The sequence below is a fragment of the Pseudomonas sp. St29 genome (assembly GCF_001547915.1).
Classification (GTDB): domain Bacteria; phylum Pseudomonadota; class Gammaproteobacteria; order Pseudomonadales; family Pseudomonadaceae; genus Aquipseudomonas.
In genome coordinates this window covers 5,643,825-5,668,816 of sequence record NZ_AP014628.1, presented here as the reverse complement: position 1 = coordinate 5,668,816, position 24,992 = coordinate 5,643,825, and the positions used below count along the sequence as shown (strand labels likewise).

General features: G+C 62.1%; 25 protein-coding genes and 1 tRNA gene. 10 read left to right on the top strand and 16 right to left on the bottom strand.

The window, feature by feature from the left end; all coding sequences use genetic code 11:
* The first annotated feature begins 58 nt into the window (after positions 1-58).
* The 4 genes from pobA to PST29_RS25190 all read left to right on the top strand — a co-directional run bounded on the left by pobA (position 59) and on the right by PST29_RS25190 (position 5,429).
* On the top strand, positions 59-1,246 hold the full coding sequence (gene pobA, locus PST29_RS25205; protein WP_060841034.1) for a 4-hydroxybenzoate 3-monooxygenase: 1,188 nt from the start codon (positions 59-61) through the stop codon (positions 1,244-1,246).
* A gap of 202 nt (positions 1,247-1,448) precedes the next feature.
* Positions 1,449-3,503 carry a TonB-dependent receptor domain-containing protein gene (locus PST29_RS25200; RefSeq protein ID WP_060844606.1) on the top strand — a complete coding sequence of 685 codons (2,055 nt, stop codon included), beginning with the start codon at positions 1,449-1,451 and terminating at the stop codon, positions 3,501-3,503.
* Between the two features lie 545 nt (positions 3,504-4,048).
* The gene (locus PST29_RS25195; RefSeq protein ID WP_060844605.1) at positions 4,049-4,336 is read left to right on the top strand and encodes a putative quinol monooxygenase; all 288 of its coding nucleotides are present in this window, start codon (positions 4,049-4,051) and stop codon (positions 4,334-4,336) included.
* 205 nt (positions 4,337-4,541) lie between these two features.
* Positions 4,542-5,429: a helix-turn-helix transcriptional regulator gene (locus PST29_RS25190; RefSeq protein WP_060844604.1), complete on the top strand. Its 888-nt coding sequence runs from the start codon at positions 4,542-4,544 to the stop codon at positions 5,427-5,429.
* 279 nt (positions 5,430-5,708) lie between these two features.
* Here PST29_RS25190 and ychF read toward each other — a convergent pair whose 3' ends face one another.
* The 8 genes from ychF to PST29_RS25150 all read right to left on the bottom strand — a co-directional run bounded on the left by ychF (position 5,709) and on the right by PST29_RS25150 (position 12,623).
* Entirely contained in the window at positions 5,709-6,809 is a 1,101-nt protein-coding gene (ychF, locus tag PST29_RS25185; protein ID WP_015636980.1) for a redox-regulated ATPase YchF, read from the bottom strand.
* Between the two features lie 23 nt (positions 6,810-6,832).
* On the bottom strand, positions 6,833-7,417 hold the full coding sequence (pth, locus tag PST29_RS25180; protein WP_060844603.1) for an aminoacyl-tRNA hydrolase: 585 nt from the start codon (positions 7,415-7,417) through the stop codon (positions 6,833-6,835).
* A 168-nt stretch (positions 7,418-7,585) separates the two neighbouring features.
* Entirely contained in the window at positions 7,586-8,185 is a 600-nt protein-coding gene (locus PST29_RS25175; RefSeq protein ID WP_060841029.1) for a 50S ribosomal protein L25/general stress protein Ctc, read from the bottom strand.
* A gap of 139 nt (positions 8,186-8,324) precedes the next feature.
* Complete coding sequence (locus tag PST29_RS25170) at positions 8,325-9,266, bottom strand: ribose-phosphate pyrophosphokinase (protein WP_003171603.1); 942 nt, start codon at positions 9,264-9,266, stop codon at positions 8,325-8,327.
* A gap of 47 nt (positions 9,267-9,313) precedes the next feature.
* Positions 9,314-9,388 (bottom strand) — tRNA-Gln (locus PST29_RS25165).
* 36 nt (positions 9,389-9,424) lie between these two features.
* Entirely contained in the window at positions 9,425-10,270 is an 846-nt protein-coding gene (gene ispE, locus PST29_RS25160) for a 4-(cytidine 5'-diphospho)-2-C-methyl-D-erythritol kinase (RefSeq protein WP_060844602.1), read from the bottom strand.
* A gap of 6 nt (positions 10,271-10,276) precedes the next feature.
* Positions 10,277-10,894, bottom strand: coding sequence for a lipoprotein insertase outer membrane protein LolB (gene lolB / locus PST29_RS25155; protein ID WP_060841027.1), 618 nt, complete (start codon positions 10,892-10,894; stop codon positions 10,277-10,279).
* A gap of 4 nt (positions 10,895-10,898) precedes the next feature.
* Positions 10,899-12,623, bottom strand: coding sequence for a tetratricopeptide repeat protein (locus PST29_RS25150; RefSeq protein WP_060844601.1), 1,725 nt, complete (start codon positions 12,621-12,623; stop codon positions 10,899-10,901).
* A gap of 183 nt (positions 12,624-12,806) precedes the next feature.
* Here PST29_RS25150 and hemA point away from each other — a divergent pair, with 183 nt between their 5' ends.
* The 6 genes from hemA (at position 12,807) to PST29_RS25120 (ending at position 18,160) form a co-directional block, all read left to right on the top strand.
* Positions 12,807-14,081, top strand: a complete 1,275-nt coding sequence (gene hemA, locus PST29_RS25145) for a glutamyl-tRNA reductase (protein ID WP_016965522.1) — start codon at positions 12,807-12,809, stop codon at positions 14,079-14,081.
* A complete protein-coding gene (gene prfA / locus PST29_RS25140; RefSeq protein WP_060841025.1) occupies positions 14,081-15,163 on the top strand; it encodes a peptide chain release factor 1 in 1,083 nt (360 codons plus the stop codon). Before hemA ends, prfA begins: the two co-directional genes overlap by 1 nt.
* Positions 15,164-15,994, top strand: coding sequence for a peptide chain release factor N(5)-glutamine methyltransferase (gene prmC / locus PST29_RS25135; protein ID WP_060844600.1), 831 nt, complete (start codon positions 15,164-15,166; stop codon positions 15,992-15,994).
* A complete protein-coding gene (locus PST29_RS25130) occupies positions 15,988-16,743 on the top strand; it encodes a molybdopterin-synthase adenylyltransferase MoeB (RefSeq protein ID WP_060842014.1) in 756 nt (251 codons plus the stop codon). Before prmC ends, PST29_RS25130 begins: the two co-directional genes overlap by 7 nt.
* Positions 16,736-17,527: a glutamate racemase gene (gene murI / locus PST29_RS25125; protein WP_060844599.1), complete on the top strand. Its 792-nt coding sequence runs from the start codon at positions 16,736-16,738 to the stop codon at positions 17,525-17,527. The genes PST29_RS25130 and murI overlap by 8 nt, the downstream gene beginning before the upstream one ends.
* A gap of 114 nt (positions 17,528-17,641) precedes the next feature.
* The gene (locus PST29_RS25120; RefSeq protein WP_060844598.1) at positions 17,642-18,160 is read left to right on the top strand and encodes an acyloxyacyl hydrolase; all 519 of its coding nucleotides are present in this window, start codon (positions 17,642-17,644) and stop codon (positions 18,158-18,160) included.
* Positions 18,161-18,168: 8 nt separating this feature from the next.
* Here PST29_RS25120 and PST29_RS25115 read toward each other — a convergent pair whose 3' ends face one another.
* From PST29_RS25115 to phrB, 8 genes are read right to left on the bottom strand one after another with little or no spacing between them, the layout of a single operon-like run.
* Positions 18,169-18,474: a YkgJ family cysteine cluster protein gene (locus PST29_RS25115; RefSeq protein ID WP_047306050.1), complete on the bottom strand. Its 306-nt coding sequence runs from the start codon at positions 18,472-18,474 to the stop codon at positions 18,169-18,171.
* Positions 18,475-18,528: 54 nt separating this feature from the next.
* Entirely contained in the window at positions 18,529-19,044 is a 516-nt protein-coding gene (locus PST29_RS25110) for a DUF2878 domain-containing protein (protein ID WP_015636971.1), read from the bottom strand.
* Positions 19,037-20,308, bottom strand: coding sequence for an SAM-dependent methyltransferase (locus tag PST29_RS25105; RefSeq protein ID WP_060844597.1), 1,272 nt, complete (start codon positions 20,306-20,308; stop codon positions 19,037-19,039). Before PST29_RS25105 ends, PST29_RS25110 begins: the two co-directional genes overlap by 8 nt.
* A complete protein-coding gene (locus tag PST29_RS25100) occupies positions 20,295-21,110 on the bottom strand; it encodes a DUF1365 domain-containing protein (protein ID WP_060841019.1) in 816 nt (271 codons plus the stop codon). Before PST29_RS25100 ends, PST29_RS25105 begins: the two co-directional genes overlap by 14 nt.
* Positions 21,107-22,354: an NAD(P)/FAD-dependent oxidoreductase gene (locus tag PST29_RS25095; RefSeq protein WP_060844596.1), complete on the bottom strand. Its 1,248-nt coding sequence runs from the start codon at positions 22,352-22,354 to the stop codon at positions 21,107-21,109. Before PST29_RS25095 ends, PST29_RS25100 begins: the two co-directional genes overlap by 4 nt.
* Positions 22,351-23,121 carry an SDR family NAD(P)-dependent oxidoreductase gene (locus PST29_RS25090; protein ID WP_060841017.1) on the bottom strand — a complete coding sequence of 257 codons (771 nt, stop codon included), beginning with the start codon at positions 23,119-23,121 and terminating at the stop codon, positions 22,351-22,353. Before PST29_RS25090 ends, PST29_RS25095 begins: the two co-directional genes overlap by 4 nt.
* Positions 23,118-23,543 carry a nuclear transport factor 2 family protein gene (locus tag PST29_RS25085; protein WP_060844595.1) on the bottom strand — a complete coding sequence of 142 codons (426 nt, stop codon included), beginning with the start codon at positions 23,541-23,543 and terminating at the stop codon, positions 23,118-23,120. The genes PST29_RS25090 and PST29_RS25085 overlap by 4 nt, the downstream gene beginning before the upstream one ends.
* On the bottom strand, positions 23,536-24,981 hold the full coding sequence (phrB, locus tag PST29_RS25080) for a deoxyribodipyrimidine photo-lyase (RefSeq protein WP_060841015.1): 1,446 nt from the start codon (positions 24,979-24,981) through the stop codon (positions 23,536-23,538). Before phrB ends, PST29_RS25085 begins: the two co-directional genes overlap by 8 nt.
* Positions 24,982-24,992: the final 11 nt, after the last annotated feature.

Here is a 24,992-nt window from a genome sequence, read left to right as displayed (position 1 = left end):
CCATAAATTCCGGATTTCGCCTGCACGGTGACTGGAATGCCCTTGAGAGACGACAACAATGAAAACTCAGGTTGCGATTATCGGCGCTGGACCTTCCGGCCTTCTGCTGGGCCAACTGCTGCACAAGGCCGGCATCGACACGGTGATTGTCGAGCGCCAGACCCCGGATTACGTGCTCGGCCGCATCCGCGCCGGGGTGCTCGAACAGGGCACCGTGGACATGCTGCGCGAGGCCGGTGTGGCCCAGCGCATGGACGCCGAAGGCCTGGTCCACGAAGGGGTGGAACTGTTAATGGGCGGCAAGCGCGTGCGCATCGACCTCAAGGCCCTGACCGGTGGCAAGACGGTGATGGTCTACGGCCAGACCGAAGTCACCCGTGATCTGATGGAGGCCCGCGCTGCCTGCGGGGCGCCGATCATCTACTCCGCGGACAAGGTGCAGCCCCATGACATGAAGGGCGCACAGCCCTACCTCACCTACGAAAAGGACGGCCAGCAGCACCGCATCGATTGCGACTACATCGCCGGCTGCGACGGTTTTCATGGCGTGGCGCGCAAGAGCATTCCCGAGCAGGTGCTGACTCACTACGAGCGCGAGTACCCCTTCGGCTGGCTGGGCCTGTTGTCCGATACGCCGCCGGTCAACCACGAGCTGATCTACGGCCAGCATGAGCGCGGCTTTGTGCTCTGCAGCCAGCGCTCCCTGACCCGCAGCCGTTACTACCTGCAGGTGCCGCTGAGCGACAAGGTCGAGGACTGGTCCGACGAACGCTTCTGGAACGAGCTCAAGGCCCGTCTGCCGACGGAGGTGGCGGCGGATCTGGTGACCGGGCCGGCGCTGGAGAAAAGCATCGCGCCGCTGCGCAGCTACGTGGTGGAGCCGATGCAGTACGGCAAGCTGTTCCTGGTCGGCGATGCCGCGCACATTGTCCCGCCCACTGGCGCCAAGGGCCTGAACCTGGCGGCCTCCGACGTGTGCTACCTGTACCGGATCCTGGTCAAGGTCTACCGCGAAGGGCGTACCGAACTGCTGGACAAGTACTCCGAGCTGGCCTTGCGCCGGGTGTGGAAGGGCGAGCGTTTCAGCTGGTTCATGACCAACCTGCTGCACGATTTCGGCGAGCAGCAGGACGCCTGGGACCACAAGATGCAGGAGGCCGATCGCGAGTATTTCCTCAATTCCCACGCGGGCCTGGTGAACATTGCCGAGAACTATGTGGGCCTGCCTTACGAAGACGTCTGCTGAGCCTTCGGCGGTGTCGGCATCGGCCTTGTCATCGCTCGCGAAAGGGGGTGGTGGCGGGGCCGTGTTTGCACAGGGGCAGGGGCCGAAAGGTATCGGTCGAGAAACATTCCTGTTTCTAAATGATATTTATTAGCATTACACTTCGATCCCCTCTCCCTTGATGCACCACCAAGGTGCATTGAATCGACAAGGATCGTTTGTCATGAAAGTCAGCTCCTGCCTGTTCCATTCGCTTCTGCTCAGCGCCGGTGTCGGCCTGTTGCCTCCGCTGGCGCAGGCCGGCGCGACGCCAGAAGAGACCAAGCCGGCGCCGTTGGAACTGGACACTGCGTTTGTCACCGCTACCGGCGGCGCCACGGACCTCAAGGATGCTCCGGCCAGCGTCAGCGTCATTACCCGTGAGGAAATCGAGCGCCAGCCGGTCTACGACCTCAACACCCTGCTGCGCCGGGTGCCGGGCGTGACCGGTGGTTTCGGCCCGGTGGGCGAGCAGTCGAAGATCAAGCTGCGGGGCCTGGACGACAAGTACACGCTGATTCTGGTGGACGGTAAACGGGTCGGCAGCTCCGCCGACCTGAGTTATCGCCGCGACCTGGCGCGCCAGGACCTGAACTGGATCTCGCCGAACATGATCGAGCGCATCGAGATCGTGCGGGGGCCGATGTCATCGTTGTATGGCTCGGACGCCATGGGCGGAGTGATCAACATCATCACGCGCAAGGTCTCGCGCACCTGGACCGGTTCGGCCAGCACCAACATCACCGTGCCCAAGGACTCCGACCGGGGCCAGGCCACCCAGTACAGCGTGAATGCGGCGGGCCCGTTGACCGAGTCCCTGGGCCTGCGCCTGGGCGCCAACGTGACGCGGCGGGCGGCGGATGAGGTCGCGGCGCGGCGCGATGCCCAGGGCGATTTCATGTACGACGACGGCGCCGGCGGCTCCAAGGACCAGAGCGTCAATGCCCTGCTGGACTGGCAGATCAACGAAGCGCAGAGCCTGTCCTTCGAGGCGGTGCATGGCGTTGAGCATGCCTGGTCATCGAAGAAGACCTTTGGTGATTGGGACGAAACCATTGGTGGCGCCTTCGGCCCCAGCCGCCTGACCCGCGACAGCTACATCCTGTCCCATAGCGGCGACTGGAGTTTCGGCACCTCCAAGCTCGATGCCTACCTGAACAAGTACCGCAACGACCTGGATGTGGGTAAGGCCAACTCCGAAGAAAAGATCGTCGAAGGCAGCCTCAACATGCCCTTCGAACTGCTGGTGGACCAGCGCCTGACGCTGGGCGGGCAATGGAAGCGTGAGGAACTGACCAACACCAACACCCTTGGTACCGTGCCCGTGGATTACCAGGGCACGCCGGTCAATGGCTCGACCTTGAAGGGCGATTATTCGGCGGCCTTTATCGAGGATGAACTGTTCCTGCTGGACAACCTGTCCCTGACCCTGGGCAACCGCTTCGACCACAGCGACAAGTACGGCAACCACAACAGTCCGCGGGCTTACGTGGTCTATCACCCGCATCCGGACTGGACCGTGCGCGGCGGTGTGTCCAAGGGCTTTCGTGCGCCGAGCCTGAAGGAAGGCAGTGCGGGTGCGGCGACGGAGTCCGGAGGCCGTGGTTGTGGTTCGTTGCGTCCGTTGGGTTATGGCGGCGGCAGTTGCTGGATGGCGGGCAACCCGAACCTGACACCGGAAACCAGCACCAACAAGGAAATTGGCCTGTCGTTCGATCATGACGGCTGGGAGGCCGGCCTGACCTACTTCCACACCGACTTCACCGACAAGATCGAATACGGCCCGCTGGGCCAGTACCAGGGCCGCTGGTGGACCATGCTGGAAAACGTCGACAAGGCCCGCACCCGTGGTTGGGAAGGCACCGCCCGGGTGCCGCTGGGTGATTCCGTGACGTGGCGCACCAACGCCACCTACATGCTGGAAAGCCGGAACTTGAGCACCGGCGAAGATCTGATCAGCTCACCCAAACTGTCGGCATTCAGCGCGCTGGACTGGCAGATCAACGACCGTTTGAGCACCGAACTGTCGGCGCAGCACGTTGGCAAGCAGCGGGGTTTGGGCAATGACTTCGTGCAGTCCTACACCACCTACGACCTGACGGCGAATTTGGCGGTGACCCAGTGGCTGACCCTGAACGGCGGGGTACAGAACCTGATGGACAAGGACCTGCGGGACGGATCGACCAATTTCTACGTGCCTGGACGGGCGTTCTTCGCGGGGGCGACCACTTACTTCTAGGCCGCTGGACGGGGCAGGGGAGTCAGCCCCATTGCCGGGCAATGGGGCTGAAGGGTGGGCAGGTTAATCCGCACGTCGAGGCTGCAAGGGCCGTGACTGAAGGGATGCCTGCGCGGGAATCAGCAATATGGCCACCCGCGAATACATTTAGATGCCGGCTACTCTTTTTCAGGTCTTGATGCGTGGTTTGCCAGCCGTTCGGCAGATCAGTCACCCAGAGAGCGAATCACGGACTGTCAAATCATCAAGGCTCAATTGCTTTAGTGGACGTATACCGCTCGCCCGTGTCACCCAACTTCGAACGCATTTGAACCACGCCGGACTCTTTGTTCCCGCAGGCGGCGTATGCCATCGGCCGCCCCGCAAGAAAAAACCAAGAGTGACTGGAATCGCGCATTTTTAAACATTTTCAATCATTTTCATTGTTTAACCCTATATAGAGTGGTTGCTTGCATAGCGAACTATTTGCGCCAGGTCGAATCAGCGATCTACTGTTCCTGCTATCGACGAAGTTGTTTTTAGTTGAATAAAACTGGAGAACTAATATGTCCGTCAATCTTGTGATCAGCTTCAATGTCAAAGAAGAAAAGCTGCAATCGTTCAAGGACATCATGAACGACGTTAAGCTCAATCTGCCGAAGGTGGACGGTTGCCAAACAGTCAGGATCCTCAACCACTTGGAAGATCCACTCGCGTTCACGCTGGTGGAAGCCTGGGATTCGCGGGAAGTGCACGGCGCCCACGTCGAGCAGATGATCTCGAGCGGTCAGTGGAGCCTTATCGTCGAGCATCTGAGCAGTACGCCGGTCAGCGGTTACTTCAGCGAAGTTTGATGGCGTAACGTCAGCGGCAGGGCGCGTGCGACGACTCCGGCGCCATCTTGGGCAGGCATGCGCTACTGGCTGTTATGTATTTTCTGCTATTTTCCCCAACTCCTGTTCCGTCCCGAAGATCCTGGCCGTATGGACAGCAGTATGTCGCGCCGCTGGATACCGCCCTGTGCAAATGGGGCGGCCCATTTGTTGAGAAACCATAGCAATGACACTCGAAGTAGTACCGGCGGCGCTTTATTCGATGCGCAACGTAAAGCCGATCCTCGCTGACGGTCGTTCGTCCATCCTGCATAAAACCCTTGAAACGAATCTGGAAAACAAGGCGATCTATATCGCCACGCCGTTGATCGTCTATATAAAGCAGGGCAAGCAGATTATTCGCGACTATGACGCCATGGCCCATGTCGTCGACGAGAATCATCTGATATTCCTCTCCAAAGGTGTTTACACGGTATCGGACTACGTTACCGGCAACGATATCTTCGAGGCGCTGCTGTTGTTTTTTGACGACAAGCTGATCGCCAAATACCTGTCGAGCGCGGCCGGTGCAGGCAACTTGCACGCCGACGGCCTGCAGAAAAGCGTGCACGGCACTTATACCCTGCACGCTAACGAACAGATTCAGCGTTATATCGACTCTCTGAACTATGTCTACAAGGGCGCGGAGGGTTCCGACGCGCTGCTGGAGTTGAAACTGCTCGAACTACTGCACCTGATCGCTATCCAGGACAAGTCCTTGCGTTTCCTGCGTGAGCTGTCCTGCGGCGGCAGCCATAAGCGCCGGCCGATCACCGACTTCATGGAGCAGTACTATTCCCACAAGCTGAAGATTGAAGACTATGCCCTGCTGACAGGACGCAGCGTGTCGACCTTTATTCGCGACTTCAGGCGCAGCTACAACACCACCCCGAACCGCTGGATCATCGAAAGAAAACTCGATATCGCGCATCAACTGCTGACGGCTAGAGATTATTCGGTCACTGACGCGGCTGTGGAGGTGGGATATGAAAATACCTCCCACTTCATCAAGGCCTACAAGCAACGCTACGGTGTCACGCCGAAGAAAGCCAAGACCTTCGCGGCGCAACTGTAGCCAGGCAAGGCCCAAGCGCCCGCTGCTGCGACAGGGTGTGGTTGGGCATGGTTGTCGGCCGTGAGCATCGGTGCTGCCTGAGATGAGCTGTATTTTTCGGGTACACCTGACAATGCCCAGCCCCCCAAAACGCATGCACCTGCGCAGTCGTCTGTTGCGTAGGGGGCATGAGTCTCATGCACGCTGTAGAAACGAAGAAGCCCCGAAAATCGGGGCTCCCACGGGTTTTTCAGGCGTCTGAGGCAATCCGCAGACATCTCCTGAAAGGCTATCCAGGTTTTACACGTTGAAGCGGAAGTGCATCACGTCGCCATCCTTGACGATGTATTCCTTGCCTTCCAGGCGCCATTTACCAGCTTCCTTGGCACCGGCTTCACCCTTGAACTGGATGAAGTCGTTGTAGGCGATGACTTCGGCGCGGATGAAGCCTTTCTCGAAGTCGGTGTGGATCACCGCGGCTGCTTGTGGCGCGGTGGCACCGACACGCACGGTCCAGGCGCGCACTTCCTTCACACCGGCGGTGAAGTAGGTCTGCAGGTTGAGCATTTCGTAGCCAGCGCGGATCACCCGGTTCAGGCCAGGCTCTTCCAGGCCCAGGGCCTCGAGGAACATGTCCTTTTCTTCGCCGTCTTCAAGCTCGGCGATTTCCGCTTCGATCTTGTTGCACACCGGCACCACCATGGCGCCTTCTTCTTCGGCGATGGCCTTGACCACGTCCAGCAGCGGGTTGTTCTCGAAGCCGTCTTCGGCAACGTTGGCGATGTACATCACCGGCTTGGTGGTCAGCAGGTGGAAGCCGCGGATGATCAGCTTTTCGTCGGCGCTCATGTCCTTCATCAGGCTGCGGGCCGGCTTGCCTTCGGTGAAGTGGGCGATCAGTTGCTCCAGCAGGGCTTTCTGGGCCACGGCATCCTTGTCGCCGCCCTTGGCATTGCGAGCGACTTTCTGCAGCTGTTTCTCGCAGCTGTCGAGGTCGGCGAAGATCAGCTCCAGGTCGATGATCTCGATGTCGCGCTTGGGGTCGACGCTGTTGGACACGTGGATCACGTTGTCGTCTTCGAAGCAGCGGACCACGTGGGCAATGGCATCGGTTTCGCGGATGTTGGCCAGGAACTTGTTACCCAGGCCTTCACCTTTCGAGGCACCGGCCACCAGGCCGGCGATGTCGACGAACTCCATGGTGGTCGGCAGCACGCGCTCCGGCACGACGATCGCCGCCAGGGCGTCCAGGCGCGGATCGGGCATCGGCACGATACCGCTGTTGGGCTCGATGGTGCAGAAGGGGAAGTTCTCGGCCGCGATCCCGGACTTGGTCAGGGCGTTGAACAGGGTGGACTTGCCGACGTTAGGCAGGCCGACGATGCCGCAATTGAATCCCATGGTGTATTCCCCGAGGAGTAGAGTCAGGCCTTCTGGCTGTGCAGGTTTTTCATCGCGCGGTTCCATTCACCGGCGAAGATATCCGGCAGCACGCCGAGGGCAAAATCGATGCTGGCATCGAGTTTTTCCTGTTCGGCGCGTGGCGCACGACCCAGGACAAAGTTTGAAACCATACTGGCAACACCTGGGTGGCCGATGCCGAGCCGCAGGCGGTGAAAGGTATTCTGATTGCCGAGCTGCGCGATGATGTCCCGCAGTCCGTTGTGCCCGCCATGCCCGCCGCCGGTCTTGAGCTTGGCGACGCCGGGAGGCAAGTCGAGTTCGTCGTGGGCCACCAGGATTTCTTCCGGCTTGATGCGGAAGAAGCCTGCAAGCGCCGCCACGGCCTGGCCGCTGCGGTTCATGTAGGTGGTGGGAATCAACAGACGAATGTCCTGACCCTGGTGACTGAAGCGCCCGATCAGGCCGAAATATTTGCGATCGGCGACAAGGTTCACACCTTGTTTTTCAGCGATGCGCTCAACAAAAAGGGCCCCTGCGTTATGCCGGGTCTGTTCGTATTCGGCGCCTGGATTACCCAGGCCAACGATCAGTTTGATGGCAGTCACGATAGGGGCCCTTCTTTGGAGTGGTGGATAACATCGCCGCAACCGGTGCTACGGCGAAAGGGGACGACAGGAGCTTGGTTGCCTTGCGGCAAACTTCGCGTTCTCGCCCGCTTTCTCGCTACGTTCCAGTCCGCGATGTGTTCCGCTCAACTCCGGCGTCAGAGTGAATTACTCTGCTGCGCCTTCTTCTTTCTCAGAAGCAACACGTGGTGCGTAGACGTTGGCTACTGCCAGGTCGTTGCCGTGTGCCAGAGCAACAAACTCAACGCCTTTAGGAGCGGTGAGGTTGGACAGGTGGATCACGGTGCCGATGTCGGTCTCGGTCATGTCGACTTCGATGAACTCAGGCAGGTCTTTCGGCAGGCAGGAAACTTCGATCTCGGTGGTAGCGCGGAAGATTTCGCCGCCTTTCTTGATCGGTGCCGCTTCGTTGATCAGGTGCACTGGAACCATGGCGGTCAGTTTCTGACCGGCAACTACGCGAACGAAGTCAGCGTGCAGCACGTGGCCTTTGGCTGGGTGACGTTGCAGGGCCTTGATCACGACGTTCTGCTTGGTGCCACCAACGTTCAGCTCGATGATGTGGCTGTAGGCAGCTTCGTTTTCCAGCAGCTTGGCTACTTCTTTGGCCAGCATGCTGATGGACTCAGGGGCTTTGTCGCCACCGTAGACTACAGCTGGAACCAGGCTTGCGAGACGACGCAGGCGGCGGCTCGCACCTTTCCCCAGGTCGGAACGCAGTTCAGCATTCAGAGTAAAATCGTTCATGTTGTATCTCCAAAATAACCACACTCGCCCCAGCGTTTGCGACCAGCGCTAAAGGCGATATGGGCAAAAAAGCCCCGTCCCAACAGAGGTTGGGACGGGGCGCTTTTCGTCATCGGGATGTTTTACCGGGGACTAGCCCCTAGCGGAACATCGCGCTGATCGATTCTTCATTGCTGATGCGGCGGACCGCCTCGGCAACAACCGGTGCGATATCCAGTTGGCGGATACGCGCACAGGCTTGTGCTGCAGCGGACAGCGGGATGGTGTTGGTCACCACCAGCTCGTCCAGCACGGAATTTTCAATGTTTTCGATGGCCCGGCCCGACAGCACAGGGTGTGTGCAGTAGGCAAAGACCTTGGCTGCGCCATGCTCTTTCAGGGCCTTTGCCGCGTGGCACAGGGTGCCGGCGGTATCGACCATGTCATCGACCAGAATGCAGGTGCGTCCTTCGACGTCGCCGATGATATGCATCACTTCGGAGTGATTGGCTTTCTCACGACGCTTGTCGATGATCCCGAGATCAACGCCCAAGGACTTGGCCACGGCACGTGCACGCACGACGCCGCCAATGTCCGGGGACACGATCATCAGGTTTTCGAAACGCTGGTCTTCGATGTCATCCACCAGAACCGGGGAGCCGTAGATGTTATCTACTGGAATATCGAAGAAACCCTGAATCTGGTCAGCATGCAGATCAACCGTGAGAACACGGTCGATGCCGACTACGGTAAGCATGTCAGCGACGACTTTCGCGCTGATAGCCACACGTGCGGAACGCGGACGGCGATCCTGACGGGCATAACCAAAATAAGGAATAACAGCAGTGATACGAGTTGCTGAGGAGCGGCGGAAGGCATCAGCCATCACGACGAGTTCCATCAGGTTATCGTTGGTCGGAGCGCAAGTCGGCTGAATAATGAAGACGTCTTTACCGCGGACATTTTCATTGATCTCGGCAGTAATTTCGCCGTCGGAGAATTTTCCAACAGAGATGTCACCGAGAGGGATATGCAGCTGACGTACTACACGCCGAGCCAGATCGGGGTTAGCGTTCCCCGTAAAGACCATCATCTTGGACACGCGCAGTACCTGAAGGCTGAGGGTATACCTGGATGAGTATAGGAAAATGGCAGGGGCGGCTGGATTCGAACCAACGCATGGCAGGATCAAAACCTGCTGCCTTACCGCTTGGCGACGCCCCTGTATCTGTTGCTTCGAGTACCTGATACTCGATTCCTTTAGAGCAGACCTTGCAGCTTGCGATGCAACATCGAAACGTTGCTTCCTTTTGCTACAAACCCTGTAAGGGTCTCTGTAAGAAGGGCCGATACTTTATCAGCTTCAGCTTTGCTTGGGAAGCCCCCAAACACACAACTTCCAGTTCCAGTCAGTTTTGCTTCGGTAAATTTACCTAACAAATTCAATGCGTTACGTACTTCTGGATAACGCCTTGCGACTACCGGAAGGCAGTCATTTCTGCTGTTTCCCTTGGGAACGGGGCGCACTTTAATGGGCGGAGTGTCACGTGTCAACAGCGGATCTGAAAAAATTTCTGCTGTACTTACAGACACTTGCGGGACCAGTACCAGATACCAGGGTTCTTCGGGATATTCAGGGCTGAGTTTTTCCCCTACGCCTTCAGCGAACGCTGCGCGGCCGCGTACGAAAACCGGAACGTCGGCCCCCAGGGTCAATCCCAGTGCCGCGAGGCGGTCTTCATCCCAGCCCAGTTGCCAGAGATGATTCAGACCCAGCAGGGTCGTGGCGGCGTTGGAGCTGCCGCCGCCGATGCCGCCGCCCATGGGCAGGATCTTGTCGATCCAGATATCGATGCCCTGGGTGCAGCCGGATTGTTCCTGGAGCTTTTTCGCCGCCTTGACGATCAGGTTGCTGTCGTGGGGCACCCCCGGGAAGTCGGTGTGCAGGCGAATGACGCCGTCGTCACGCAGGGCGAAGGTGATTTCATCGCCGTAGTCGAGGAACTGGAACAGGGTCTGCAGCTCGTGATAACCGTCTTCACGGCGACCGAGGATATGCAGCATCAGATTGAGCTTGGCCGGGGAGGGCAGGGTCAGTTTTTCCATGATCGGTCACTGCCCCAGCTTGCGCGGCTGCCATTCCTTGATCACCAGGGTGACGTCAAGGTCGCTGCCATGCAGTTTGATACGTTCGGGCAGCCAGTAGCCGTTCTGCTCGGAATAGCTGCTGTATTCCACTTGCCAGCCATCCTGTTCCAGGCTGGCCAGGTGGCTGTCGCCGTCCAGGGTCAGGCGGCTCTTGCTGTCGGGGGCGGGCAGGCCGCGAACCCACCAGGCCAGGTGAGAAACCGGCAGTTTCCAGCCGAGCTGTTCTTCAAGCAGGGTTTCCGGGCTGGTGGCTTCATAGCGGCCCTGGTTGGCCACTTCCAGGCTGACCTGGCCGGGGCGCCCGGTCAGGCGAGCCGCGCCGCGACCCAGCGGGCCGGACAGGCGGATGTCGTAATAATCCTGGCGTTGCAGCCAGAACAGCGTGCCGCTACCGGAATCCTTGGGCGCGCGGATGCCGATCTTGCCGTTGATCTGCCAGCCATCGAGGCCGGTCAGCTGGTCCTTGTGCTGGCGCCATTGGGCGGGGTTGCCCTGGCCCTGGACTGATTCACGGGCGCCAAAGCCGGCGCAGCCGGCCAGCAGGGCGATGAAGCTGAAAACAATGAAGTGGCGCAAAAACATGGTCTTAAAGAGTCTCTGATCCGGTCAGGCGTTTGATGGTGTCGCGCAGGACAGGGCTATCGGGCTGGTCCTTGATGAACTTGCTCCAGATCTGCTTGGCCTCGCGCTGCTTGCCGTTGTTCCACAGCACTTCGCCCAGATGCGCCGCGACTTCCTGGTCGGGGAAGCGTTCCAGGGCCTGGCGCAGCAGCCGCTCGGCCTCGTCGAGGTTGCCCAGGCGGAAGTTCACCCAGCCCAGGCTGTCCATGACCGCCGGGTCGTCCGGGGTCAATTGGTGGGCCTGTTCGATCAGCACCTTGGCTTCGGCATAGCGGGTGGTGCGGTCCGACAAGGTGTAGCCCAGGGCATTCAGGGCCATGGCGTTGTCCGGCTCGCGCTGGATGATCAGGCGCAGGTCTTTTTCCAGTTGCGCCAGATCATTGCGTTTTTCCGCCTGCATGGCGCGGGTGTAGAGCAGGTTCACGTCATCGGGATATTGCTGCAGGGCTTGCTGGATGGCTTTCCAGGCCCGGTCCCCCTGATTGTTCGCCGACAGGGTTTCGACTTCGACCAGGTACAGCTGGATGGCGTAGTCGGGCTGGGCATCGCGGGCGGCTACCAGGCGTTTTTGCGCCTCGTCGGTACGACCGTTGCTCATCAGGATATCGGCCTGGCGCAGTTGTGCCGGCAGATAGTCGTTGCCCGGGCCGACCTGGGCATACTCGATCAGCGCCCCTTGCGGATCGTTCAGTTCTTCGGCGATCCGTCCCAGGTTCAGGTGGGCGGAATCTTCGTGGCTTTCCCGGGCAATCAGGTCTTCCAGGTAGCCCTTGGCCTCTTCCCAAGCCTTGGCTTCCAGGCACACCAGGGCCAGGGAGTAACGCAGTTCGTCATCTTCCGGATACTGCTGGACCAGGCTGGAGAACTGAGTCTTGGCGTCTTCCATGCGGTCCTGCTCCACCAGCATGCGGGCGTAAGTCAGGCGCAGGCGCTTGTCATCCGGGTACTTGCGGATGCTTTTTTCCAGCAGTGGCAAGGCTTCCTTGCCGCGGTTCAGGCTTTGCAGCAGGCGGGCACGCAGCAGCAATGGCGCGACTTCGCCGTCTTCCGGCGGGTTCTGCTCCAGCAGGGTCAGGGCATCCTTGGCGTCGCCATCCTGTTGCATCAGCAGGGCCTTGCCGAAGATCAGCTGGCTGTTGTGCGGGTGTTTCTGCAACAGCCGGTCGAAGCTTTTCATCAGGCCGTTGCGGGTGTCCTGGTCGGTGTCGGCAGCCGACAGCGCCAGAAAGTCGAAATGGGTGTCGCCCTTGCCCTGCAGGACCTTCTCCATATAAAGCAAGGAGTCGTCATAACGACCGGCGCGGGCCAGCTGGATGGCGGCAGCCCGTTGCGCTTCCAGGTCGTCGGGGGCGTTCTTGGCCCAGATCAGCGACGTGTCCAGGGCCGCCTGATCGGCGCCCAGGTATTCGGCGATGCGAAAGGCTCGCTCGGAAATCCCCGGATCCTGGGTGTTGATGGCCTGGGTCACGTAGTTGTCCAGGGCAATGTCGAAACGATTGCGCTGACCCGCCAGCTCAGCGCTCAGCAGGCTGAAGATGGTGTCTTCACTGAACGAGGAATAAACCTTGGGTTTTTCAGGGGCGGGGGTGCTGTCTTCCACCGGCGACGTAGCGTCCGATGAAACGGGAGCCAGTGATTGGCAACCGCTGAGGAAGGCAAGGGCGAGGAGCAACGCGGAGGATCTATTCATATAGGAAGAGGGCGACTAACCTGCGGTCGGATCATCATGACACAAGCCTTCGGTCAAACATAACCGAGACTCAACGGGATGCCAGAACAGAGGCAGTCTATTAGGACAATAGTCGGCGGTAGTTGTTCTGCGTCTGTCGAAGTAGGACAATTGCCGGCTTCTCGACATCATCAGCGACCTTGAATGGCCTTCCTTGCACTCGGTATTAACCACAAGACTGCTTCTGTAGACGTCCGCGAGCGCGTGGCCTTTACCCCTGAGCAGTTGGTTGAGGCCTTGCAGCAGCTCTGCCGACTCACCGACAGCCGCGAAGCTGCGATCCTCTCCACCTGCAATCGCAGTGAACTCTATGTAGAACAGGATCATCTTTCTGCGGATGTGGTGCTGCGCTGGCTGGCGGACTATCACCACCTGAGCCTAGACGAGCTGCGCGCCAGTGCCTATGTGCATGAAGACGATGCGGCAGTTCGTCACATGATGCGGGTGGCCTCGGGCCTGGATTCGCTGGTGTTGGGCGAGCCGCAGATCCTGGGGCAGATGAAGTCCGCCTACGCCGTGGCCCGTGAGGCCGGCACCGTCGGTCCGCTGCTGGGGCGGCTGTTCCAGGCCACCTTCAGCGCCGCCAAGCAGGTGCGGACCGATACCGCCATCGGCGAGAACCCGGTGTCCGTGGCGTTTGCCGCGGTAAGCCTGGCCAAACAGATTTTCAGCGATCTGCAGCGCAGCCAGGCGTTGCTGATCGGCGCGGGCGAGACCATTACCCTGGTGGCCCGGCACCTGCATGACCTGGGGGTCAAGCGCATCGTCGTGGCCAACCGCACCCTGGAGCGCGCCAGCCTCCTGGCGGAGCAGTTCGGCGCCCACGCGGTGCTGCTATCGGACATTCCCCAGGAGCTGGTGCACAGCGATATCGTCATCAGTTCCACCGCCAGCCAGCTGCCGATCCTTGGCAAGGGCGCAGTGGAAAGCGCACTGAAGCTGCGCAAGCACAAGCCGATTTTCATGGTGGATATCGCCGTTCCCCGGGACATCGAGCCTGAAGTCGGCGAGTTGGACGACGTTTACCTCTATACCGTCGATGACCTGCACGAAGTGGTCGCGGAAAACCTCAAGAGCCGTCAAGGCGCGGCCCAGGCCGCCGAGGAGCTGGTGAACATCGGCGCCGAGGACTTCATGGTGCGCCTGCGGGAATTGGCGGCGGTGGACGTGCTCAAGGCCTATCGTCAACAGAGCGAGCGCCTGCGTGATGAAGAACTGCAGAAGGCCCTGCGCCTGTTGAGCAATGGCTCCAGCGCCGAGGACGTACTGGCCCAACTGGCCCGTGGCCTGACCAACAAACTGCTGCACGCGCCGAGCGTGCAGCTGAAAAAGCTGTCCGCCGAAGGTCGCCTCGATGCGCTGGCCATGGCTCAAGAACTCTTTGCCCTCGGTGAGGGCTCATCGGATAAAACCCCGTAATGAAAGCGTCACTGCTCAGTAAGCTGGACATTCTCCAGGATCGTTTCGAGGAACTGACCGCCTTGCTCGGCGATGCTGAGGTCATTTCCGATCAGGCCAAGTTCCGCACCTACTCCAAGGAGTACGCGGAAGTCGAGCCGATCGTTGCCTCCTACAAACAGGTACTCAAGGTCCAGGCCGATCTCGAAGGCGCCCAGGCGCTGCTCAAGGACAACGACCCGGACCTGCGGGAAATGGCCGCCGAGGAGGTGCGTGAGGCCAAGGAGCAACTGGCCGAGCTGGAAAGCGCCTTGCAACGCATGTTGCTGCCCAAGGACCCCAACGACGGGCGCAACGTGTTCCTGGAAATCCGCGCCGGCACCGGCGGTGACGAGGCGGCGATCTTTTCCGGCGACCTGTTCCGCATGTATTCGCGCTACGCCGAACGGCGTGGCTGGCGGCTGGAGATCCTCTCGGAAAACGAGGGTGAGCACGGCGGCTATAAGGAAGTCATTGCCCGGGTCGAAGGCGAGAACGTCTACGGCAAGCTCAAGTTCGAGTCCGGCGCGCACCGTGTGCAGCGCGTGCCGGCCACCGAATCACAGGGGCGCATCCACACCTCTGCGTGCACCGTGGCGGTGCTGCCCGAGCCGGACGAACAGGAAGCCATCGAGATCAACCCGGCGGACCTGCGCATCGATACCTATCGCTCCTCGGGCGCCGGCGGCCAGCACGTGAACAAGACCGACTCGGCGATCCGCATCACCCACATTCCTTCGGGGATCGTGGTGGAGTGCCAGGAAGAGCGTTCCCAGCACAAAAACCGGGCCCGGGCCATGTCCTGGCTGTCGGCCAAGCTCAACGACCAGCAGACCAGCGCCGCGGCCAATGCCATCGCCAGCGAGCGCAAGCTGCTGGTGGGCTCGGGGGATCGCTCCGAGCGCATCCGCACCTACAACTTCCCCCAGGGCCGGGTCACCGACCACCGGATCAACCTGACCCTGTATTCCCTGGACGAAATTCTCGCCGGGGGCGTCGAGGCAGTGATTGAACCGCTGCTGGCCGAATACCAGGCCGATCAACTTGCGGCATTGGGTGAGTAAATGACCATCATCGCCAGCCTGCTGCGCGCAGCTCAATTACCCGATTCGCCGACGCCGCGCCTGGATGCCGAGCTGCTCCTGGCGGCGGCCCTGGGCAAGCCTCGCAGCTTCCTGCACACCTGGCCGGAACGCATCGTGCCCAGCGAAGCCGCGCTGCTGTTCGCCGAGTACCTGCAACGACGTCGTTCCGGCGAGCCGGTGGCCTATATCCTCGGGCAACAGGGCTTCTGGAAGCTGGATCTGGAAGTGGCACCGCACACCCTGATTCCGCGCCCCGACACGGAGCTGCTGGTGGAGGCAGCGTTGGAACTGCTGCCAGCGACCCCGGCCAAGGTCCTCGACCTGGGCACCGGTAGCGGCGCGATCGCCCTGGCCCTGGCCAGCGAGCGTCCGGCCTGGAAGGTTACGGCCGTGGACCGGGTGCTGGAAGCCGTGGCCCTGGCCGAACGCAACCGCCAGCGCCTGCAGCTGGACAACGTCACGGTGCTCAGCAGCCACTGGTTCAGCGCGGTCGAGTCCCAGCGTTTCCACTTGATCGCAAGTAATCCCCCCTACATCGCCGAGGCCGATCCTCATCTGGCGGCCGGCGATGTGCGTTTCGAACCCGAAAGCGCCCTGGTGGCGGGCAAGGACGGTCTGGACGATCTGCGCCTGATCGTCGACCAGGCCCCGCAGCACCTGGAAGCCGGTGGCTGGCTGATGCTCGAGCATGGCTACGATCAGGCTGGCGCGGTGCGCGAATTGTTGACGGCCCGGGGGTTCATCGAAGTCCACAGCCGCATCGACCTGGGTGGTCATGAACGCATCAGCCTCGGGTGCCTGCCGTGCTGACCGATCAGGAGCTGTTGCGCTATAGCCGGCAGATTCTGTTGCAGCACGTCGACATCGATGGCCAGTTGCGCCTCAAGCAGAGCCGGGTACTGATTGTCGGCCTCGGCGGCCTTGGTGCCCCGGCGGCGCTGTACCTGGCCGCGGCCGGGGTCGGCGAGCTGCACCTGGCCGACTTCGACAGCGTGGACCTGACCAACCTGCAGCGCCAGATCATCCACGACAGCCAGAGTGTCGGGGTCAGTAAGGTGGATTCGGCCATCAGCCGGCTGTCCGCCCTCAACCCGGAAATCCGCCTGGTGCCCCATCGCCAGGCGCTGGACGTCGACAGCCTGGCCGCCGCCGTGGCCGCGGTGGACCTGGTGCTTGATTGCTCCGATAACTTCAGTACCCGCGAGGCGGTGAACGCCGCGTGCGTGGCGGCCGGCAAGCCCCTGGTCAGCGGTGCGGCGATTCGCCTGGAAGGGCAGTTGTCGGTGTTCGACCCGCGCCGCCCGGAAAGCCCTTGCTACCACTGCCTGTACGGGCATGGCAGCGAAGCCGAGCTGACCTGCAGCGAGGCCGGAGTGCTCGGTCCGCTGGTGGGCACCGTGGGCAGCCTGCAGGCGCTGGAAGCCCTGAAGCTGCTGGCCGGGTTTGGCGAGCCTCTGGTGGGTCGACTGTTATTGATCGATGCCCTGGGGACGCGCTTTCGTGAGCTGCGGGTCAAGCGTGATCCCGGTTGCAGCGTTTGCGGAGTTCAGCATGAGTGAAGCGCCCGTTGCGGTGTTCGATTCCGGTGTTGGCGGTCTGTCGGTACTGGCGGAAATTCAGCGCCTGCTGCCCAACGAAGCACTGCTGTACTTTGGCGATTGCGGGCATATTCCCTACGGCGAAAAGACCCCGGAGTTCATTCGCCAGCGTTGTGCCCTGATGGCGCGCTACTTCCGCGAGCAGGGCGCCAAGGCCCTGGTCCTGGCCTGCAACACCGCCACCGTGGCCGGCGTGGCCGATCTGCGCCGCGATTACCCGGACTGGCCCATCGTCGGCATGGAGCCTGCGGTCAAGCCCGCTGCGGCGGCGACCCGCAGCGGGGTGGTCGGGGTGCTGGCCACCACCGGCACCTTGCAGAGTGCCAAGTTCGCCGCCTTGCTCGATCGCTTCGCCGCGGATGTGAAAGTGGTCACCCAGCCCTGTCCCGGCCTGGTGGAAATGATCGAAAACGGCGACCTCGACAGCAGCGCCCTGCGGCAACTGTTGCAGGGCTATGTCGAACCGCTGCTGGCGGCTGGCTGCGACACCATCATCCTGGGGTGCACCCACTATCCGTTTCTCAAGCCGGTGTTGCTGCAGATGCTGCCGGCCCACATCAGCCTGATCGACACGGGCGGCGCCGTTGCCCGGCAGTTGCAACGCCTCTTGGACGAGGGCGAGCTACGGGCCCGGGGCCCGGCCCGGGAGACTCGTTTCTGGACCAGCGGCGACGTCCCGCACTTTGTCCAGGTGTTGCCGCTGCTGTGGAAAGGCCCTGCTAGCGTTCAGCGTTTCGAGTTGTGAAAAAACCTGAAAAAACCTCGACCGTAGCTGAACTTCCGAGCGCGCGTGGGCTTCTATAACTTTTCCAGAAGGTTGTACAAGACCATAGGTAACCGTTGAAAAAGGACGTTCCTGATGAAGCGACTGTTGTGTTTGGCCGCGCTGGCGGCCGGGTTGTTGGGGCACAGTTTTTCCGCGCAGGCGGCCGGAGTCGAGTTCTCCGTGGGACAAACCGGCGATTCGACCCAGACCTACCGTCTGGGTATGCAATGGGACTGGGACAAGAGCTGGCTGCAAAGTGATGTCGGTCGCCTGACCGGGTACTGGAGCGGCGCCTACACCTATTGGGATGGCGACAAGAAATCGAGCAATCACAGTCTGTCGTTCTCGCCGGTGCTGGTCTATGAGTTCGCCGGGGCCAGCGTCAAGCCTTACATCGAGGCGGGGATCGGGGTGGCAGCCTTTGCCCACACCGAGGTCGAGGACAACAAGCTCGGCTCATCCTTCCAGTTCGAAGACCGCATCGGTTTCGGCCTGCGTTTCGCCGGCGGGCATGAAGTCGGGATCCGCGCCACCCATTACTCCAACGCCGGGATTCAAACCCCCAACGACGGTATCGAAAGCTACGCGCTGCATTACACGATGCCGCTCTGAGACCGCTATCAGCGATACGCCGTGGCGATTCCCCGGCGTTCGCTCAAGCAATCGGCCTCTCCCAGCTCGAACTCGCGACAGATCAGTGGCCGCAGCTCATAGATGCTGCAGCGCATGCTGTCGCGGTCCAGGGCCGCGCACCAGCCGTCGTCCAGGCGGCGCATGACTTCGCCGCCCCAGTCGTCGGTGTCGATAAAGCGTTCGGGCACCCCGGTGTCGGTGATCAGCATCACTTCCAGCTGGCAGCAGCAGGCGGCGCAGGTCGAGCAACTGATGGCCGGTTCGGGGACGGGGACAACGGGAATGGTGATCATAGGCGCGCAGTGTAAGGCAGTCGGCCCCTGCTGTGGGAAAGCCCGGACGGACGCTCAGTCCGGGATGGCTGCCTGCGGTTCTTCCGCAGTGGGGCGTGCGAGCACGTGCAGCAGCGGCAGCAGCATGCTCCACAGCAGTCCCAGCCCCAGCAGGGTTGGCCACAGGCCATAGGCAAAGCTCACTCCGGCCAGGCGGCCGCCGGCGTAATAGGACAGCGGTCCGCACAGTGCGCCAACCAGGCAGGTCAGCCACCAGGGCCGGGCGGTCCACGCCAGGCAGTGGCGCAGAGTGGTTCCCAGCAAGGCCCAGAGCACGATCAGCCACAGGGGAATCAGCAGGCTCACTTGCTGGAACTGGAACACCCCCAGCCAGTGCAGGAAGCTGTCCAGGGTAATGCCGGTCAGGGCGACCCCGAAAATCATCCGGCCTTCCGCGGCCCAGCTGCCGATCCAGCGAAAATGCGCCAGCAGGATCGCCACCCCCAGCAGCAGCCAGGCGCTGTCGCCGGACAGTACACAGATGAACCAGCCCAGCTGGAACAGCAGGGCGTTGGCCAGTTGTTTACGCATCGAAACGTCCCAGCAGGGGTTGCGGCACCGCCGAGGGTTTGGCCAGGAGCATTTGCGCGGTGCCGATGCTGCGCTCCAGGAAACCGCCTTCGCAATAGCACAGGTAGAACTCCCACAGGCGCAGGAAGTACGCGTCATAGCCCAGCTCGCTCAGGCGGCCGTGGGCGCGGCGGAAGTTCTCGTGCCACAGGCGCAGGGTGCGGGCGTAGTGCAGGCCGAAATCCTCCATGTGCAGCAGGTTCATGTCGGTGTCGCGGCTGACCACTTCGAGCATCTTGTGCACGCTGGGCAGGGCGCCGCCGGGGAAGATGTAGCGTTGGATGAAGTCCACGCCGTTCTTCGCCTGTTCATAGCGCTGGTCACGGATGGTGATGGCTTGCAGCAGCATCAGGCCGTTGCTTTTGAGCAACTTCGCGCACTGCTGGAAGTAGGTGGGCAGGAAGCGGTGGCCCACGGCTTCGATCATTTCGATGGACACCAGCTTGTCGTAGTGCCCGTTCAGGTCGCGATAGTCCTCCAGCAACAGGGTCACCCGGTCCTGCAGGCCGGCGGCGTCGATGCGCTGGCGGGTATAGGCGAACTGTTCCTTGGACAAGGTGGTGGTGGTCACGCGGCACCCGTAGTTCTGCGCCGCATACAGCGCCATGCTGCCCCAGCCGGTGCCGATCTCCAGCAGGTGATCCTCGGGCTTGAGCGCGAGTTTCTGGCAGATGCGTTCCAGTTTGTTCAACTGGGCCTGCTCCAAGCTGTCGTCCTCGCTGCGAAATTGCGCGGCCGAATACATCATCGTGGGGTCGAGAAACTGCTCGAACAGCTCATTGCCGAGGTCGTAATGGGCGGCGATGTTTTTCTGCGAGCCCTTGCGCGTGTTGCGATTGAGCCAGTGCAGTCCGCGTACCAACGGCCGGCCGAGTCGCGCCAGGCCGCCTTCCATGGCATCCAGCACGTCCAGGTTGCTGACGAAGACGCGGATCACCGCCGTCAGGTCCGGGGTGCTCCAGTAGCCGTGGATGAACGCTTCGCCGGCACCGATCGAGCCGCTGCTGGCCACCAGGCCCCAGGCGCTGCTGTCGTGGATATGGATCTCACCCACCAAGGCCGCCGTGCGGTCGCCGAAGACCAGGCGCTCGGCGTTTTCGATGACCAGCAGTTGGCCGTGCTTGAGGTGCGCCAGTTGCCGCAGCACGCCGCGACGCAACAGGTTGGCGGTCAGGCTGTGGGTGCTGAACAGGGTATTTCTGGCCGATACGCTAGAGGATTTCATGGCGGCGATCCTTGGGTTGTACAGCGGCTGTGCGATAGGCGCCGTCGGCGGCCTCATGGGGAAAGAAGGTGATGCCCTTGGCGGTCAGGCGCAGGGCCTGCCAGTAGATGGCCAGGCAGGTCTTGGCGGTCATCCATGGAAAACTGCGCAGGTACTGGTGCAGGCTGCGGCGATCCAGGGCCTGGCGCTGCAGGCTGAGGGTGGCGTCGAATACCTTCAGGTCACCCTGCCAGTCGGCCATGTGTACCCCGAGCCGCTCGGCTGGTGGGCTGAAGCTCATGCGGTACTCAAGGTCCCGGGGCAGGAACGGTGACACATGAAAGGCCTTGGCCACGGCGAAGTGCTGGTGCTCGGGAGCCGTGGCACTGTCCGGGCGGGCCGGTAGCACATAGTGATAACGCTCGCGCCACGGGGTGTTGGTGACTTCACAGAGAATCGCCGCCAGTTGCCCGTCGGCCTCGAAGCAGTAGAAGAAACTCACCGGATTGAACGCCAGGCCCCAGCTGCGCACCTGGGTCAACAGGCGCACCGCACCGCCCGGCACATGGCCGATGGCCGCGGCCACTTGCTGGCGTACCGCGTCGATCAGGCGCATGCCCTGGCCGGTGAAGTCTTTCAGGTAATCGCTTTCGCGGAAGGCGAAGGGGGCGAAACGGCTGCGGCCCGCCAGGGGCGAGAGTCCCAGCACCGCCTCCTGCTCGTCCAGGTCGAGGTACAAGAGGCCGATCCGATAGCGGAAGGCATGGTCCTTGGGGGCGAAGCGCCGGTGGCTGATCCAGCCGCTGTACAGGGCACTGTTCACAGTTGTTCACCAAAGGCCTGGGCCACGCGCAACGCACTGACCACGCCGTCTTCGTGAAAGCCGTTGGCCCAGTAGGCGCCGCAGTAGAAGCTGTGCTGGGCGCCTTGCAGCTCGCTCCAGCGGGCCTGGGCCGCCACCGCTTCGAGGCTGTACTGCGGGTGGGCGTAAGTGAAGCGGGCAAGGATTTGCGTCGGGTCGATGACCGCGGTCTGGTTGAGGCTGACGCAGAAGGTGGTGTCGCTCTTCAGGCCTTGCAGGATGTTCATGTCGTAGGTCACGGCGGCGGCTTTGTCGCCGCTGGCGTCCAGGCGGTAGTTCCAGCTGGCCCAGGCCAGGCGCCGGCGGGGCAGCAGCCGGGTATCGGTGTGCAGTACCACGTCATTGTCGGCGTAGGGCAGGGCCTGGAGAATCTCCCGCTCGGCCCGGCTGGGGCTGGCCAGCAGTTGCAGGGCCTGGTCGCTGTGACAGGCGAACACCACCTTGTCGAAGCGTTCGCTGCCGGCGGCGCTGTGGATCAGCACGCCGGTTTCGTCGCGCTCGACCCGTTGCACCGGGCAGTCGAGGCGGATGTGCTGGCGGAACGAGGCGGTCAGCGGTTCGATATAGCGGCTTGAGCCGCCTTCGATCACGCACCACTGGGGACGATTGTTCACCGACAGCAAGCCGTGGTTCTTGAAGAAGCGCACAAAGAACTGCAAGGGGAAACCGAGCATCTGCACCCGTGACATCGACCAGATCGCCGACCCCATGGGCACGATGTAGTGCTGGATGAAACGCTCGCCATAGCCCTGGTTTTTCAGGTAGTCGCCAAGGGTGGTGTCGGCGGCGATCCGCTGCTGCTGCAGATCGAGCAAGGCGGTTTTGTTGAAGCGCAGAATGTCCCGCAGCATGCCCCAGAACCCGGGCGACAGCAGGTTGCGCCGCTGGGCGAACAGGCTGTTGAGGTTGTTGCCGTTGTACTCCAGGCCCGAGGCCGGATCGCACACTGAGAAGCTCATCTCGGTGGGTTTGAACTTGACCCCGATCTGGCCCAGCAGGCGGATGAAGTTGGGGTAGGTCCAGTCGTTGAAGACGATGAAACCGGTGTCCACGGATTGGGTTTCGCCGTTGTGGCTGACCTCCACGGTGTGGGTGTGACCGCCGATCCAGCTGCCGGCCTCGAAGACCCGGATGTCATGGCGACGGTTGAGAACGTAGGCGCAGGTCAGGCCGGCGATGCCGCTACCGATAATGGCGATTTTCACGATGCACTCCCCGTGCGGGCCAGGCGTTTGGCGATGGCCAGTTGCAGGCGGCCGGGCAGCCAGGACAGCAGCTTGAGGCCGAAGATGAACGGGGCGGGGAAAGCGATCTCCAGATCCCGGTGTGACAGACGCTTGTGGATATGTCGGGCGGCCTTGGCGGCGGGCCAGCTCATGGGCATGGCAAAGTCGTTGCGCGCGGTCAGCGGGGTATCGACGAAGCCCGGGCTGACCACGGTGACGTCGATGCCCTCGGCGGCCAGGTCGATGCGCAAGGATTGCAGCAGGTAACGCAGGGCGGCCTTGGAGGCGCCGTAGGCGCCGGCCCGGGGCAGCGGCAGATAGGTCACGGAACTGGCCACGCCCACCAGGTGGGGCTGATTGCCGGCCCGCAACAAGGGCAGTGCGGCTTCGATGCAATAGCCGGCGGACAGCAGGTTGCTGTTGAGCACACGCTGGATCAGTGCCGCGTCGAATTGCTGCACGTCGATGTATTCACAAGTGCCGGCATTGAGAATCGCCGTGTCCAGGGCGCCCCAGGCCTGGGCGATGCGCTTGCCGATCTCGCGCACCTGCAGGGCGTCGGTGAGATCGCCGGGCACCACGAGCACCCGACCCGGATACCGCTGGGCCAGGGCCTCCAGGGGCTCGCGCGAACGGGCGCTGACGGCCACCTGGGCGCCGGCCTTGAGCAGCTCTTCGGCCAGCGCCGCACCGATACCGCTGCTGGCACCGGTGAGCCAGATCCGCCGTGGCATTGCCGGGTTCATCCGAGCCTCCTTTTCAACCAGGCGATCACCGCGCCGAGTACCGGCAGGTGTTCATAGAGCAGCGCGCCGGCGTCGAAATAGTCGCGATGCCGATAAACCTTGTCGTCACGCCAGTGCAGGTGCGAGCAGCCGGCGACCCGGACCAGCTGGCCGGCGCGCAGGCGCGGGTGGCGGTAGCTCATGGTCCAGCGCAGGTAGCCCTGGCCTTCGCCGCAGGTGTCGATGCCGTGGAAGTCGAAGCGCAGCTCGCTGACATTGGCGTACAGCTCGGCGAAGTAGTGCCGCAGGCGCGGCAAGCCATTGACCTCGTGCAGCGGGTCGGTGAACTGGATGTCCTCGCTGTAGAGCTGATCCAGGCGCTGCAGGTTGTGCTTGTCGAGGCTGGCGAAGTCCCGGGCGAAGCCATGGAGGAAGTCAGTCATGGGAACCTCCCGCGTCCGGCCGCGCAGGCAGGGCCTTGAAGGCGGCCAGGGCGCGATCCCGGGACATGGCCAGGTCGACCATGGGCGCCGGGTAGTCGGCGACTGCGAACAGGCCGCCCATGGCCCCCGGGTTGTGGATATCCTTTTTGTTCAACCCCGCCAGTTGCGGCAGCCAGTGCTTGATGAAGCGCCCTTCGGCATCGAAACGTTCCGACTGGCTGACGGGGTTGAAAATGCGGAAGTACGGCGCGGCGTCGGTGCCGGTGGAGGAACTCCATTGCCAGCCGCCATTGTTCGCCGCCAGGTCGCCGTCGATCAGGTGGCGCATGAAGAAGCGCTCGCCTTCACGCCAGTCGATCAGCAGGTTCTTGGTCAGGAACATCGCCACCACCATTCGCAGGCGGTTGTGCATCCAGCCGGTCTCCAGCAGTTGGCGCATGGCGGCGTCGATGATCGGCAGGCCGGTGCGGCCTTCTTGCCAGGCCGCCAGGTCTTCGGGGGCGTCACGCCAGGCCACCGCCTCGGTTTCCGGGCGGAAGGCGCGGTGCCGGGAAACCCGTGGGTAACCCACCAGGATGTGTTTGTAGAACTCGCGCCACAGCAGTTCGTTGATCCAGGTGACGGCGCCGGGATTGCCGCTTTCGAACTCTCCCTGGTTGCAGCGCAAGGCGGCGTGCAGGCATTGCCGCGGCGAGATCACTCCGGCGGCGAGGTAGGGCGAAAGCTGACTGGTGCCGGGCTTGGCCGGGAAGTCGCGTTCGCTCTGGTAGTAGTGGATCTGCTCGTCGGTGAACTGTTCCAGGCGGCCCAGGGCCTGATCTTCGCCGGCCGGCCAGAGGTCGCGCAGTGATTGGCTGGGGGACGGGAAGCCGTCGATATGACGGGGCACGGGATCGGCCTGGATCGACAGCGGCAATTGCGCCTTGGGGCTGGCGACCAGGGCCGGCAGTGCGCTGTGCAGGCGGCTGTAGCAGACCTTGCGGAACTGGCTGAATACCTGGAAGTAGCCGCCGCTCTTGGTCAGCACGCTACCGGGCTGGAACAGCAGTTGATCGAGGTGGCCCTGGACGCTGATGTCGGCCTCTTCCAGAACCCGGGTCACCGCGGCGTCGCGACGGCTTTCGTGGATCCCGTATTCCTGGTTGAAATGCAGCATGCGTACCTGCAGTTGCCGGCACAGTTCCAGCAGGACCTGGGGCGCCTGGTCCCAGGTGGCGGCGCTGCGGATCAGCAGGGGGATGTTCAGGCGGCCCAGGGCCTTGCTCAACGACTGCAGATTGCGCAGCCAGAAGTCGACCTTGCACGGCGCATCGTCGTGGGCCTGCCACTGCTCCGGGCTCAGCAGGTACACCGCTACGGTCGGGCCACGCTGGGTGGCGGCGCAGAGGGCGGTGTTGTCATGTAGGCGCAGGTCGCTGCGCAGCCAGATCAATTGCATGCTGATTCCCG

Bases quoted from the DNA above. Each gene is read 5' to 3' on its own strand.
- PST29_RS25175 (WP_060841029.1), bottom strand. From the start codon at position 8,185: ATGAACGATTTTACTCTGAATGCTGAACTGCGTTCCGACCTGGGGAAA.
- PST29_RS25120 (WP_060844598.1), top strand. From the start codon at position 17,642: ATGAAGCGACTGTTGTGTTTGGCCGCGCTGGCGGCCGGGTTGTTGGGG.
- PST29_RS25085 (WP_060844595.1), bottom strand. From the start codon at position 23,543: ATGACTGACTTCCTCCATGGCTTCGCCCGGGACTTCGCCAGCCTCGAC.
- hemA (WP_016965522.1), top strand. From the start codon at position 12,807: ATGGCCTTCCTTGCACTCGGTATTAACCACAAGACTGCTTCTGTAGAC.
- PST29_RS25200 (WP_060844606.1), top strand. From the start codon at position 1,449: ATGAAAGTCAGCTCCTGCCTGTTCCATTCGCTTCTGCTCAGCGCCGGT.
- PST29_RS25110 (WP_015636971.1), bottom strand. From the start codon at position 19,044: ATGCGTAAACAACTGGCCAACGCCCTGCTGTTCCAGCTGGGCTGGTTC.
- PST29_RS25115 (WP_047306050.1), bottom strand. From the start codon at position 18,474: ATGATCACCATTCCCGTTGTCCCCGTCCCCGAACCGGCCATCAGTTGC.
- murI (WP_060844599.1), top strand. From the start codon at position 16,736: ATGAGTGAAGCGCCCGTTGCGGTGTTCGATTCCGGTGTTGGCGGTCTG.
- prfA (WP_060841025.1), top strand. From the start codon at position 14,081: ATGAAAGCGTCACTGCTCAGTAAGCTGGACATTCTCCAGGATCGTTTC.
- PST29_RS25195 (WP_060844605.1), top strand. From the start codon at position 4,049: ATGTCCGTCAATCTTGTGATCAGCTTCAATGTCAAAGAAGAAAAGCTG.
- PST29_RS25190 (WP_060844604.1), top strand. From the start codon at position 4,542: ATGACACTCGAAGTAGTACCGGCGGCGCTTTATTCGATGCGCAACGTA.
- lolB (WP_060841027.1), bottom strand. From the start codon at position 10,894: ATGTTTTTGCGCCACTTCATTGTTTTCAGCTTCATCGCCCTGCTGGCC.
- PST29_RS25090 (WP_060841017.1), bottom strand. From the start codon at position 23,121: ATGAACCCGGCAATGCCACGGCGGATCTGGCTCACCGGTGCCAGCAGC.
- pobA (WP_060841034.1), top strand. From the start codon at position 59: ATGAAAACTCAGGTTGCGATTATCGGCGCTGGACCTTCCGGCCTTCTG.
- ychF (WP_015636980.1), bottom strand. From the start codon at position 6,809: ATGGGATTCAATTGCGGCATCGTCGGCCTGCCTAACGTCGGCAAGTCC.
- PST29_RS25105 (WP_060844597.1), bottom strand. From the start codon at position 20,308: ATGAAATCCTCTAGCGTATCGGCCAGAAATACCCTGTTCAGCACCCAC.
- prmC (WP_060844600.1), top strand. From the start codon at position 15,164: ATGACCATCATCGCCAGCCTGCTGCGCGCAGCTCAATTACCCGATTCG.
- phrB (WP_060841015.1), bottom strand. From the start codon at position 24,981: ATGCAATTGATCTGGCTGCGCAGCGACCTGCGCCTACATGACAACACC.
- ispE (WP_060844602.1), bottom strand. From the start codon at position 10,270: ATGGAAAAACTGACCCTGCCCTCCCCGGCCAAGCTCAATCTGATGCTG.
- PST29_RS25150 (WP_060844601.1), bottom strand. From the start codon at position 12,623: ATGAATAGATCCTCCGCGTTGCTCCTCGCCCTTGCCTTCCTCAGCGGT.